Genomic DNA, 13,557 nt, shown 5'->3' on the forward strand with positions numbered 1-13,557 from the left:
ATTACGCGTTTCGATTGGGCCTATCCGTGAATCTCTTGATAGTTTTCCGTTAAGCTCGTTTTTTAAGTGTTGATTAATTTTATTTGTATTAATTCTAAATAGTATTACTTTTGTGCGGATCAATCCGCTTAATACAAAATTATGGGCTTCAGGAAAACTTAACTTGCTGCATGCTATAAAGAGAACCCGGCAGTCTATCGCCAAATTTTCCGCCGGGTTGAATTAATCAACAATTGTCTTATTAATTAACTTAACAAATGTATGGAAACGGGATCAACCTGCCTCAAAAATCTACAAAAATTTTGTGCCGCTCTATTTTTACCGTTAACGGCAGCCGTTTTATTTTTAAGTCCTTTTGGTGTAATACCCGCCCTGGGGCAGACATCCGATAACGACTATCCGTCGAAGCAGCCGATGGGCACCATAAAAGGGACCGTTGTAACCAGAGACGGACTGCCCGCAATAGCGGTAACCATCAGTGTTAGTGGTGGACACAGCACCAGATCGGATCGTGACGGGAATTTTACCATGGAAGGGGTGAAGGCGGGAAGACAAACGGTTATTGCCACTTTTGTGGGCCTTCGACCGAAGCAGCAGGAAGTTCTGGTTCCGATCGACGGCACCGTGGAGCTACAGATAATTTTATCGGAGGACGCGCAGACCTTGCAGGAAGTTATCGTTACCGGCGCGGGCGAAGAAAAAATATTGGACAAAAGTACCGATTACGTGGCGCGGATGCCACTAAGCAACCTGGAAAACCCACAGGTGTACAGCGTGGTATCAAAAGAACTGATGAAAGAACAGGTTGCGGTGGATATCGGAGAGGTTGTGCGCAACGCGCCGGGCAGCGTGCCGCAGGTGTATGCTTCGGGCGGCTTCGGCATGATGATCCGTGGTTTCAGTACCGGAGTGAATGCCCGAAACGGCATGGAGACCGTGAGTGGGCGTTCGTCGCTCGATATCGCTAATATAGAGCGTATAGAGGTATTGAAGGGACCCTCGGGAACGTTGTTCGGTTCGGCTGTCTCGTCTTTCGGTGGTGTGGTGAACCTGGTCACCAAAAAACCTTTTGAAACTGCACATACCGAGGTTTCATATACAACCGGAAGTTATAATCTGAATCGCCTGACGGTAGATGTGAACAGACCGTTGACGGATGATAAATCAGTGCTATTCCGTTTAAACACGGCCGTTAACAGACAGAAAAGCTTCCTGAATTATGGGTTTAACAATACATTTCTGATCGCGCCAAGCTTATCATTCCGGGTGAATGAACGCCTGACTTTTCTGCTGGACGCAGAATACTTTCATACCAACAATACACGGATGGTATACAATCGTTTTGATCGGGCTTCGGGTATTACAAGTGCGGAACAGATTCCATTGGCTTATAACCGTGTACTGTTTAAAGATGACGGGGATGCAAAAACGACAGTTACAAAGTTTTTCACGGAAGCGAAATATAAAATTTCGAAAAACTGGACTTCTTCTACCCTGTTCTCATTTGTGGGTGAAGAGGTGGATCACAGTTATCAATTTTATCAGACCTGGACAGCTCCCGACAGTGTAATACGTTCGGTGTTGGTATATGGTCCCATTTACAATAATTACTTAAATGTGCAGGAAAACGTCAATGGCCAATTTTATACAGGATTCCTAAAACATAATTTATTGATAGGCGTGAACTACCGCTATACCAAAGGTGGGTTTAATAACGCAAACACAGGTAACATAGACACAGTAGGTGTTTACGGTCCGGTTACGGACGTAAGCAAAAGAATGGTGGATGCACGGCTTGTTGAAACCATTTTCCCGCAGGCAAGTCAACAGACCATAAGCGCTTATGCTACCGATGTAATAAATTTCACAGATCGTTTCTCGGCTATGTTAAGTTTGCGCGTGGACCGTTTCGAGCGAAAAGAGATTGCTACGACACCGGGGTATAAGCAAACCGCGCTAGCTCCTAAATTGGGCTTGATTTATCAGGTGTGGAAAGATCGCCTTTCGGCCTTTGCGAATTACATGAGCGGTTTTCAGAATCTGGCTCCATCCAATCAACCGGACGGAACACTATTAGTTCTTGATCCCGTTAACGCCAATCAGTCGGAAGCAGGGGTGAAGCTGGAAACAGCGGCGAAAAAGGTGAGCTTAACTTTGAGCTATTATCGTATTGTGATTGATAATGCGACGAGGATAAATACAGATGGTTTTACCGTTCAGGATGGAAAGCAGGTGAGCAAAGGGGCGGAATTTGAGCTTCTCGCGAACCCAGTGCCCGGAATGCACCTGCTGGCGGGTTATGTATATAATGATAACCGTATTGTCCGTGCTTCCGACCCGACGATCGAAGGGAATAAAGCGATCAATGCACCGGAGAATGTGGCGAATTTATGGGTTTCGTATACCTTTCAGCACGCATTGAAAGGCCTTGGGTTGGGCTTTGGCGGTAACTATGTGGATAAGAGCTTCGGCTTTGCCGATAATGTGTTTTCCGTACCCTCTTATACGGTATTGAATGCAACGGCCTTTTATGACCAGCCGAAATGGCGATTGGGCTTTAAGTTGAATAACATCGGTAACGAGCGTTACTGGGATGCTTGGACAGCTCCACAGGCCCCCCGGAATTTCGCTGTAAACTTAACGCTTCGTTTCTGATGGGTCCAAAGAAAGCCAAATCACTTTTCAGGCGAATAAACGAGTGGCTGCATTTATGGTTGGGCTTGGCCTCGGGCCTAGTGGTCTTTATCGTTTGTCTAACGGCAGCAGTCTGGGTATTCCGTGATGAAATCACCGGTTTCACGGAAACAGAAGGCCGGGTGGCGGTACGTACAGGGGGGGCTTTCCTGGCCCCTTCTATCTTGCGGGAACAGGCAGACCGCTATCTTCTTTCAAATCGGGATTCCGCACTCAGCCTTTTATCGGTTGTTTATGAGAAGCCGGGAAAAGCCGCGGTATTGACCTATGGCAATCTGACAGATAAGGTTTATAAAAACATCTTTCTGGATCCTTATAATGCAAAGGTATTGCATGATGATGGAGGCGAGATGAGCGGAACCCAGAAATTCATGATCTTTCTACGGGCGGGACACCGTTTTCTATGGCTCAATCCGAAGATAGGGAGTCCGATCGTAGGTGCCTCATGCATTATCTTCGGTATCACATTGATTACCGGACTGATTTGGTGGTACCCGAATAAATGGAATAAATCCACGCGGGCGAAAAGCTTTAAAATCAAGTGGAACGCAAAATGGAAACGGCTCAATATAGATCTGCACAACGTGCTGGGCTTTTATGCTTTTTTAGTGGCTCTCATTCTTACCATTACGGGGATTTACTACACCTTCGACTGGTTTGAACGAGGCTATCATTGGCTTTTGACGGGAGGAAAACCCCGATTGGAAAGATTTCAACCTGGACATTCGCTACCGAGAAAGGATTTAAAACCCATGGCGCACGCAGACGACAGCCTGTGGCAGCGATATGTGAATAAGGGATACGAGCGGGTAACGATCTTGTATCCGAAGAATGCGCAGGATACCTATACTGTCTTTAAACAGCTGCGAGCCGGGGTGTGGTATAACGGCGGACGATACAGCTATGACCAGTATACCTTGGCCAAGGTCAAACAAACTCCCGACTTTGAGCGGCTTTCTCCCGGTGAAAAGATTTATCAAATGAATTTTGAACTGCATGTAGGCAATATCGGCGGCCTGATCACCAAAATAATGGCCTCGCTTGCTTCCCTGATCGGGGCTTCATTACCCGTTACAGGTTTTATCATCTGGTATAACCGCAAGTGGGGAAGGAAGAGCAAACGCGTGATAGGCAAGCCTGTGTAATCTTTCCCTCGATATGATTGAATTGGTCTGAATGGTGCAACTTTTGTATATTTCTTGCCGGTACTACTTATATTTGGGGATCGGAACGAGTTTAAAAATGACAAAAAAGCACGATATAGATACCTATTCCAAGCTTGAACTTGGTGCCACCTTCTTTCTTCAGGAGTCTTTTCGTTATATCCATACGGCCTTATCGTATCAATTGGCTTCGATCCTATTTGCAGAAAAACTGGAGAAGATCGAACCATCCAAAGCCGACAGGGAAATAGTGGAGGCGATGGATCTGCCCGATAATGCTGTTGGAATTTTACAGTCCACTATTCCTGACGCATTGACCGATGAGACTTTACGGTCAATGTCGATTGCCTGGAAACTATCTCAGATCGAAGCCAGTACACATAGCTACAAATTCGGGCTGAACCATCGGATCGATTCGATAGAAATACTGGGACATTTGAACAATTTCGGATTCTTTATTGAAACGTTGATTAACAGACATCTTCTGTTCTTAAGGCATACCGACGTGATAGATGAATTCAGTTATTCAAGGATATCCATAGCGAAAGTGATGGAACGCACTATTTATGTTTTCAAAGACGATCTGAATAATGGAAAAATTCATGTAAATGAAATAGTCAATTTATTTAGTTTAAGAAACAAAACGGTTCATTTTACGCCTAATAACGCAAGGATTCTTAAACCAAAGATTTCGGAATTAATCCAAATCTGAAACCAGAGTGTTAAGCTGGTGACCAGATTAGAAGATTGTGAAAAGTTCAACGAAGAGAAATTCTCTCTTAGACTATCTGATCATATCAAAAAAGTAAAGGAAAGGTGGAATTAAGGTCAACTAAAAACGATGCCTTTGAAAAGTGAAGCCCTTCAAAGTTACGTTACACCGATATGGGGACCTTTGCAAGGTCATCAATTTCAATCAATTCTTCAATAACTTGGTTCGAAATCAGTCCATTCATTGACCCGAATTAAAAAACCTTAGATTACTAAGGCTTTTTTTGTTGATAGAATTTGCCTCAATCCTAAGCTTAAACCAGTCCCTCGTTTTCACTTCGTAAAAGCTTTAAAACATGACTTTCATCCACCAGCCCAAATTCTGCTGCAATTTCCTTTAGTCGATAACTGCCGCTCTCGATTCGTTTCTTAATCAGCTGATTCCGGTATTGCCGTATATAATCTCGCAAGGTAATTCCTACATGACGCTTAAAATACGGGCCAATATAATCGGGTGTCCTGTTAAAATGGTGGGCTATTTCGACTGCCTGGAGTTTAGCGGGACAATATATATGTTTATGGATATAACAGAAAAGAGCTTGCATATCCTGACTTCTGTTTGCCGTTACGCGCAACTCGGGCATATTACGTTGTAAAATGACGGCAATGGAAAACAGCTGTAACCTAATGACTTCTTCGTATACCGTTACTTGATGCTGAATTAAAGAGAAGGTGTTGAAAACGTTTTGGATGAGCAGCTGTCCTTCTTCGCGAAGTAAAAAAACAGATAAATGGGTTTCTCTACTTTTAATTAAATACTCCAGTTTTTGCAGATACAAATGATCAGCCTGAACTCCTCGATATAAGTGGAGATCTGTGAACTTTACGTAAATAAATCGAGTAGTATTACGGATATCGAAATAGTGATCATCCTCCGGACCTAATAGAAATAGACTTCCACGGCAATACAGGGTACTCTTGTTTTGTATAAAGTGCAAGCCGTCGCCCTGTTTAATATAAATTAATTCATAATGATTGTGCTTGTGCAGAGCATGCTTCCAAGTATTCGCTTCAAATTCTTCGATAACAAAGGATTGATACTGTACATAACGCTTCATATCGGAAAGGTACAATAAAATCGTAGAAATATACCAATAATAGTGAATCGATCTCTTGAACTTTGTGGAATCAAAGAATTTCATATGGAAACAAAATTGAAAGGTACGGCCTTGGTCGTAGGCGCCAGTGGCGTAATAGGAAAAAAGCTTATCGAATTTTTATTGGATAATGGCGCATGGAACGTGATTGGTCTTTCCCGTAAAGGTGGAGAAGGTGGTGGTCGATTAAAAAACTTGGCGATCGATTTGCTGGATCGTGAAGATACGGAAGAAAAACTGCGAAATTGCAATTTGGTTACTCATATTTTTTATGCGGCATATCAAGACAGACCAAGCTGGGAAGCGCTTGTACAACCGAATCTGGATATGCTTATTAATCTCATGGATGCGGTTGAGCCAGTGGCGACCAATTTACAGCATGTTAGTTTGATGCAGGGTTATAAGGTATACGGAGCTCATTTGGGGCCTTTTAAAACGCCTGCCAAAGAGGAAGACGCCGGGTTTATGCCACCTGAATTTAATCTGAGCCAACAGTACTTTCTTGAAGAAAGGCAGCGGGGCAAAAATTGGACCTGGTCCGCAATCCGTCCATCAGTGGTTGGAGGTGCAAGTTTAGGTAACCCAATGAACTTAGCCTTGCTCATTGCCATCTATGCATCTATTTCAAAGGAATTAAAACTGCCTCTTCGATTTCCCGGTAAGCCGGGAGCTTATCATTCCTTGATGGAAATGACCGATGCGGGATTGCTGGCAAAGGCAACTGTTTGGGCCGCAACGGAGCCCGCTAATGCAAATCAAGCCTTTAACATTGCTAATGGTGATCTTTTCCGATGGAAGGATTTATGGCCTAAAATAGCGCAATACTTTGAAATGCCGGTAGGAAGTCCGTTACATCTTCCGCTGCAGACGGTTATGCGTGATAAAGGAAGTCTTTGGGAAAAGATGCAAAGTAACTATAATTTGCCTCGACTCAAGTATGATCAATTGTCAAACTGGGCTTTCGGAGACTTTGTTTTTTCCTGGGATTATGATTTTTTTGCGGATAGTAGCAAATCAAGGAGATCTGGCTTTCATGAATATGTAGATACTGAAAAGATGTTTTTCAAACTTTTCGATGAATTTAGAGCCCAAGGGGTTATACCGACTTATTCATAGTGACAACTAAAAGATACCTGAAAAACGCTATTTGAATTCAATGATCTAATATTGATCTTTCCAAGCTCAAAGAGTTTTTTATTAATAAAGCAGCAATCGATGAAAACGCAATTTATCTTGTTTACTTTATCCGGCATTATGCGTTTCCGGAAAATAATCTTTCTTTTTTTTACCGCCACCCCGGGTTTTGTTTATGGACAGCTTGTTTCTACTGAACCTTACGCCTTGCAAGATAAAACGGTATCTTTTATGCATCGATTAGAGAAGGAGTTGATAACTTTCGTTGAGCAAGCCGATAGTGTTTCTAATGCTAGCATGGAGGAAAGAAATACATTATTGCAAAAGAGTGTTTTTTTTCGCGAGATAAGTAAATATTTGGATGAAAATCGGTTTGCTTATGAGAGCGTTCGTAGACAGAGCTTTGAAAAGTTAACGCCTCCGCCTATAGATTTGGAAAAAGCCTTACGCCTTACTCCAATAGTAGACTCATCACTTACTATTCTTTGGAAGGAGGCCGATTACGCCCGATTATTAACTTTTCAATCTTTTACTGCTGAGGCAATTATGGGATTAATCGCGAATACGATGCTACCGGTCATTGTAGAAACTTCGTCTAACATTTATGATGATTTGATGCTCGATTCACAAATTGGGCCTTTAATATACGGGCTACCGGTTTTGCGGGATAAATGGCAGCTTTTTATGATCACTCGCCATTATTGCATTGCCGTTGATTTTAATCTCACCACACAAGACGTAGATAATGTGCGATTTGCTACACTTTCAGATAGCAGTCCTGATTTATCCAATTTGGCTATATCGGGAAACCCGAAAACAACAGTCGATTCGCTAAGTCAAGGTCTTCAGAAAATAGGTTGGAGTATATTGGCTGATACAGCGTACCTTCGCGCATCTCATACCGAGATACTGCAGACCTTGGCGGTAAAAAAACAACAGTTCTTTTTGGAACACCTTGATCAGTATACACAAGTGAGAAAAACGCTATTGTCTAGATTTCCGGCAACAGGCGTGTTACCAACTGAATACAGGCTTAAAATATCGGGAGAAGAGCTTGGTGACACTTTTTTACAAAGTATTTCTTTCCTGAATCCAACTGTCTTTTCCGTCGAAACCATTACAACTCAGCTTGCTAATTCAATCGCAGGGCAATTAAGTTGGGGTGGACGCCCTGATTATAAAGCGCTTTCATTGAAGGCTATGATGGGGTATTTACACCGGGTAAGGCCCACAGCAAACCATTATATTTGGCAGGTACAGGCCTGCGGTTATCAAACGTTGATTGAATACCAATGGGATATAAGTACCGGAAAAATTACTGATCTAAAATACTACGAAAGAATATAAATCTGTTATGTCGCATCGTATTTAATATTTCATGATCGATATCCTATTAGGGGAAAAATGCTCGGCCGAATATGATGAAATCAACATACTAAGTTATGCACCACCACTATATGAAATTCGGCAGGCTAGCGCAGGGATTGGAAATTCCATAGACCTAAATCGGTTGGCTAAAACACATGTTCTTGTCGCGTTTTCGCTAATCATTTCGTTATATAGTCAGTTGGATTAAAAATAGCAAGGGCGTCGTATACTCAAATGCGGGGCCCTTACATCTTTTTAGCGTACTGTTTGTCGGGAATTTATACAATACAGATGATTATACAGTGCGTTAAAGACAACCATTTCTTAACACTAAGCTAATATTGTCGGTTTTACTTTTGCTGATAAAAAAACAACAATGAACCGTAGATCATTATTAAAGAGTTTGGGAATTGGCACACTGTCCAGTTTAGTCTTGGGCAAATCTGTTTTTGCCGAAACACCAAGTACCCATTTGAGTAATGGAAAAATAGCCAAGCGTTCTTTGCGTTTTGCACATTTAACAGATGTTCACATGCAACCCGAATTAGATGCGCCTAAAGGTCTGGCTAGCTGTTTACACCACGTGCAGTCGCAAGCAGATAAGCCTACTTTAATCGTTAATACGGGCGATTGTATTATGGACGCCCTAAAGCAGCCGAAAGATCGGGTTGTTACACAGTGGAATCTTTGGCACCAGTTAATGAAAGATGAAAACAGTTTACCTATCGCATACTGTATTGGGAACCACGACTGCTGGGGGGCCGCTGAAAAAAAAGATCCACTTTATGGTAAGAATTATGCTTTAGAAATGATGCATCTAGAAAGGCCCTATCGTAGTTTCGATCAAGCTGGATGGCATTTTGTCGTATTGGATAGTATACAAGTTAGGGCAACGGACGGGCAATGGTATGCTTGCCAGCTAGATGATGAGCAGTTTGAATGGCTAGGGCGAGACCTCGAGGCGAATAAAGATAAACATACGGTGATCTTATCGCACGCACCTATCTTATCAGCAGCGCCTTTGGTTGTTGGTCATTTAGGTAAAATAGATACAGGGTATCAGCTGGGGGGCGGCGCTATTTTAAATGATGCAGAGCGCGTCGTAACCTTATTCACCAAGCATCCACAGGTTAAATTAGCTTTAAGTGGACATATTCACCTTAATGATGAAGTAAAGTACCAAGGTGTTACCTATATTAGTAATGGCGCGGTAAGTGGTAATTGGTGGAAAGGTGATCGCTACGCTACAAAAAACGGATATGCCATAGTCGATTTATACGAAGATGGTACTTTTGATAATGTGTACGTTCCTTACGGCTGGAAGGTATAAATTGGCGTCCCTAAACGTATTTCGTGTTGATGTTTTTATTTGACAAAACAAAATATTAAGAATGCTGTTAACTAGATAAGGTTTAGGTTGATTATAATATGCAAAGGCCATTGCTTCCCAGGCAAGGCCTTTGTCATTTCTTCTAAACATTAGCCAGCCGACGGCTATCGATAGTCATTTAAATTTTACATGACTAATCCGTGTATTTGTTCCGTTCATTCTTAATTTTATAAAAATTCATAATTATGAAAAGCCTAAAAAAAGAAGATGTAAAACAGGAAGTTTTTGATCTATATGATGATTATGCGCACAATCGTATCACTCGGCGCGATTTTATGCAAAAGCTTTCGGTTTATGCGGTTGGTGGAGTTACCGTTACGTCGCTAATGAGTTTTCTAATGCCTGATTATCAGGATGCTATTCAGGTGCGAGCCGATGATCCAAGAATCACTTCAAGCTACATCGATTACCCATCACCCAAGGGTGGCGGTACTATAAAAGCGCTTTTAAGCATGCCTAAAAACGATGTAGAAAAATTGGGCGGTATCGTTGTAGTGCATGAGAACAGAGGGCTTAACCCACACATAGAAGATGTTGCGAGACGTGCTGCATTAGCAGGCTTTGTAAGTTTGGCTCCTGATGCCTTAAGTCCGCTCGGTGGTTATCCAGGTAATGATGATGAAGGCCGCGAATTGCAGAGTAAACGGGATAGAAATGAAATGCTCGAAGATTTTATCGCAGCCTTTAATTATCTAGAAAAGGACAAGTTCTGCAACGGTAAGGTCGGGGTAGTTGGTTTTTGTTTTGGGGGCTGGATTGCCAACATGATGGCAGTCCGAATTCCAAACTTGGCTGCGGCGGTTCCTTTTTATGGTGGCCAAGCTCCTTTGGATGAAGTGCCGCAAATAAAAGCGCCTTTGCTGTTGCATTATGCAGCACTCGATACCCGCGTAAATGAAGGATGGTCAGCTTATGAAAAAGCATTAAAGGAAAATCATAAAGATTATAAGGCTTTTATATACGAGAATGCCAATCACGGGTTTCACAATGATACCACGCCCCGGTACGACAAAGAAGCTGCGCAGTTGGCATGGAAACGTACCATCGACTTCTTTTCTCAAAAGTTAAAGTAAGGTAAAAGTTTGTAAAAGGATACCTATAAATAAAAGCGGGTATTCCAACTTCTTTCCAGAATTTAACCCTATACTTGCCGTAATGAAAAATTACGTATAGGTGGGTAAGGACAGCTTTTCAGTGGTCCTGAAGTTGATGACGAACAAATGATAACTAGATGAAAATCTTGATTGTTGAGGACGAGGAAGATCTATTGGACGCTATTACTTCTTCGTTGCTTAAAGAATACTTTTTAATTGAGTCAGCTAGCGACTATCATACGGCCATGGACAAGATTCAGATGTATGACTATGATTGTATTCTGCTGGACATTATGCTGCCCGGTGGTAGCGGACTTCAATTGTTGGAACAGCTGAAACAATCCGAAAAGTCAGAGAACGTTATCATTATTTCGGCAAAAGATTCGTTGGATGATAAACTAAAAGGACTTGAACTGGGAGCGGACGATTATTTAACTAAACCTTTTCATATTGCGGAACTCAATGCACGTATCAAAGCAGTTTTAAGAAGAAAGAAGCTGGACGGTAAACATACGATCGAAACACGAAATGTTGTGTTAGACTTAAATGAGCGACAACTTTTAGTGAATGGGGAAGCGGTTGCACTCAATCGAAAGGAGTTTGACATACTCAATTATTTTCTACTAAATACCAATCGTCTGGTTACCAAATCGGCTTTGGCTGAACATGTTTGGGGCGATAACATTGATCAGGCAGACAACCTCGACTTCATTTACTATCAAATTAAAAACCTTCGAAAAAAATTACAGCAAGCTAATGCAGCGATTGAAATCGAATCGGTTTACGGAGTCGGTTATAAATGGTAGAGAAATGAAGCTGCTCAATAAATCACTGAAATATCTTTCCGTTTCGATTTTACTCATTGTAACCATCTGGTCAATCATTTTTTACATCAATATGCTCGATGAAATTCATGATAGCATTGACGATGGCTTGGAAAATTATAAAGTGCTGATTCTTCAAAAAGCAGATACAGACTCTACCATATTGAAGAAAAACTATTTTGATGAAAGTAACTATGCCATTCGGGAAGTGGAGGAAAAACTTGCGATTAAAATGAAAGATCGGTATTCGGACACGCTTATGTATATGCTGGATGAAGACGATTTAGAGCCCGTGCGCATGCTTACAACTGCATTCGAACACCAAGGACATTTTTATGAGTTGAGAGTCATCAATTCAATGGTAGAAGAAGATGATTTAATTGAAGATCTTTTTTGGTCGGTGTTCTGGCTCTATGTCATTTTGGTCGTGAGTATTATTCTTATCAACAACATTGTTTTACGAAAATTATGGCAGCCTTTCTATAACTTCTTAAACCAGGTTACTAGATTCAGGTTAGGACGTAGTAGGGAGCTACCTGATATAAATACCGATGTGAAAGAATTCAGTATGCTGAAGAATGCCGTTAATACGTTGCTGCAGCATAGTATGGAAACTTACCAACAGCAAAAACAATTCATTGAAAACGCTTCGCATGAGTTACAAACACCCTTAGCGATAGCTACGAGTAAATTGGAGTTACTGCTTGAGAAGGGAAATATAGAAAATGAGCAAGCGGAAAATATTGCGCAAGTACTGCAAATAATCGAACGCTTAGTTCGTTTGAACAAATCCCTATTACTTTTAACAAAAATCGAAAACAAGCAATTTTTTGATCAGCAAAATATATCCTTGAATGAAGTGATAAAACAAACCTTACTAGATTTAGAGGAGTTTGCAACATTTAAAAATACAGCAATAGAAGTACATGAAGAGGCGGATTTAACCGTGGAAATGGACCCCGCATTGGCTAATATTATTGTTTCTAACCTCATTAGGAATGCGATTTTTCATAACATGCCACACGGGCAGGTTCGTGTTGAAATAAAGACTGATGCGCTAACCGTAAGCAATACAGCGAAAAGCGGGCCACTCGAAGCTGATAAAATATTTAATCGTTTTTATAAATCGACCGACAAAAAATCGGAAGGAACCGGCCTGGGCTTAGCCATTATGAAAGCTATCTGTAATCTGTATGATTTTAATGTTTCGTATTATTTTTTTGAAAGCAAACATTGCTTCGAGATTCGATTTAATAATGTAAAGTGAAAATGCCGTCTATTCTGAGACAAGAACTAGTCTCAGGATCACACCAAACAAACGCTTATACTTGCAATACCTTTTCCTTACTATTTCTATACCCTTCGTTTACCTTTTCTTTACCTCTGACTAAACCTTTTGTTTACCCTTTCTTTACCCCCTGTTTAGGGAAAGGGTAGAACTTTAGTATGATAAACGGATGAAGAAACTAATGCATAATAGGCGAATATTACATTTGTGTCTTTGCGTTTTGTATTCCAGATTTTTTCCAGAATTGACCCATTTCTTTGTATTAAATCAATAATTAAAAGAACATGGAAAAGAGTATGTTAATCGGTTTTTTCGCATTGCTGATCAATGCCGGTGTTTCGCTTGGACAGGATATCCAACCAAGCCAGGTTCCGTCCGTCGTGGTAAACAGTTTCAATAAAGCATTTCCAAAAGCTTCGGACGTAGAATGGGAGATGCAGGGCGATCTATACAAGGTTGAGTTTGAGACAGGTCTCTTGTCTGTAGATCATGATGTATGGTACGATAAAGGAGGGAAGTTGATCGAACATAAAGAAGAAGTTTCCAAAAAGGATTTGCCTTCAACGGTGTTAGCAACGATCAAAAAAGACTTTAGTAAATATCGTATAGAAGATGTGAAGAAGATTACGAAAGCGCAACAAGTTGTCTATACACTTGAACTGAAAAGTGCTGCCGAAGAACTAAAGGTGGCTTTTGATACGAATGGGAAGGTGTTGAGCAGCGCGTTGGATTAA

At 41.4% G+C, this 13,557-nt stretch carries 11 protein-coding genes; 10 read left to right on the forward strand and 1 reads right to left on the reverse strand.

Annotated features, from left to right (window positions below; all coding sequences use genetic code 11):
* Window positions 1–261: 261 nt before the first annotated feature.
* The 3 genes from QT327_RS18655 to QT327_RS18665 all read left to right on the forward strand — a co-directional run bounded on the left by QT327_RS18655 (window position 262) and on the right by QT327_RS18665 (window position 4,569).
* On the forward strand, window positions 262–2,655 hold the full coding sequence (locus tag QT327_RS18655) for a TonB-dependent receptor (RefSeq protein ID WP_149105463.1): 2,394 nt from the start codon (window positions 262–264) through the stop codon (window positions 2,653–2,655).
* Window positions 2,655–3,839, forward strand: coding sequence for a PepSY-associated TM helix domain-containing protein (locus QT327_RS18660; RefSeq protein ID WP_130857062.1), 1,185 nt, complete (start codon window positions 2,655–2,657; stop codon window positions 3,837–3,839). Before QT327_RS18655 ends, QT327_RS18660 begins: the two co-directional genes overlap by 1 nt.
* 97 nt (window positions 3,840–3,936) lie before the next feature.
* Window positions 3,937–4,569 carry a hypothetical protein gene (locus QT327_RS18665; protein ID WP_130857064.1) on the forward strand — a complete coding sequence of 211 codons (633 nt, stop codon included), beginning with the start codon at window positions 3,937–3,939 and terminating at the stop codon, window positions 4,567–4,569.
* A gap of 313 nt (window positions 4,570–4,882) precedes the next feature.
* On the opposite strand, the gene QT327_RS18670 is transcribed toward QT327_RS18665, so the two are convergent.
* Window positions 4,883–5,686: an AraC family ligand binding domain-containing protein gene (locus tag QT327_RS18670; RefSeq protein ID WP_210421305.1), complete on the reverse strand. Its 804-nt coding sequence runs from the start codon at window positions 5,684–5,686 to the stop codon at window positions 4,883–4,885.
* Window positions 5,687–5,770: 84 nt separating this feature from the next.
* On the opposite strand from QT327_RS18670, the gene QT327_RS18675 reads away from it, so the two are divergent.
* The 7 genes from QT327_RS18675 to QT327_RS18705 all read left to right on the forward strand — a co-directional run bounded on the left by QT327_RS18675 (window position 5,771) and on the right by QT327_RS18705 (window position 13,557).
* Window positions 5,771–6,841, forward strand: a complete 1,071-nt coding sequence (locus tag QT327_RS18675; protein WP_289553675.1) for an SDR family oxidoreductase — start codon at window positions 5,771–5,773, stop codon at window positions 6,839–6,841.
* A 99-nt stretch (window positions 6,842–6,940) separates the two neighbouring features.
* Window positions 6,941–8,206 carry a hypothetical protein gene (locus QT327_RS18680; protein WP_149105466.1) on the forward strand — a complete coding sequence of 422 codons (1,266 nt, stop codon included), beginning with the start codon at window positions 6,941–6,943 and terminating at the stop codon, window positions 8,204–8,206.
* A 397-nt stretch (window positions 8,207–8,603) separates the two neighbouring features.
* Window positions 8,604–9,557: a metallophosphoesterase family protein gene (locus tag QT327_RS18685; RefSeq protein WP_149105467.1), complete on the forward strand. Its 954-nt coding sequence runs from the start codon at window positions 8,604–8,606 to the stop codon at window positions 9,555–9,557.
* 245 nt (window positions 9,558–9,802) lie between these two features.
* Window positions 9,803–10,690: a dienelactone hydrolase family protein gene (locus QT327_RS18690; RefSeq protein WP_149105468.1), complete on the forward strand. Its 888-nt coding sequence runs from the start codon at window positions 9,803–9,805 to the stop codon at window positions 10,688–10,690.
* Window positions 10,691–10,848: 158 nt separating this feature from the next.
* Window positions 10,849–11,517 (forward strand): response regulator transcription factor, encoded by a 669-nt coding sequence (locus QT327_RS18695; protein WP_289553677.1) that lies wholly within the window; start codon window positions 10,849–10,851, stop codon window positions 11,515–11,517.
* Window positions 11,468–12,802: a sensor histidine kinase gene (locus QT327_RS18700; protein ID WP_289553678.1), complete on the forward strand. Its 1,335-nt coding sequence runs from the start codon at window positions 11,468–11,470 to the stop codon at window positions 12,800–12,802. Before QT327_RS18695 ends, QT327_RS18700 begins: the two co-directional genes overlap by 50 nt.
* Before the next feature lie 305 nt (window positions 12,803–13,107).
* The gene (locus tag QT327_RS18705; RefSeq protein WP_149105471.1) at window positions 13,108–13,557 is read left to right on the forward strand and encodes a PepSY-like domain-containing protein; all 450 of its coding nucleotides are present in this window, start codon (window positions 13,108–13,110) and stop codon (window positions 13,555–13,557) included.

Source organism: Olivibacter sp. 47, from assembly GCF_030372825.1.
Taxonomy (GTDB): domain Bacteria; phylum Bacteroidota; class Bacteroidia; order Sphingobacteriales; family Sphingobacteriaceae; genus Olivibacter; species Olivibacter oleidegradans.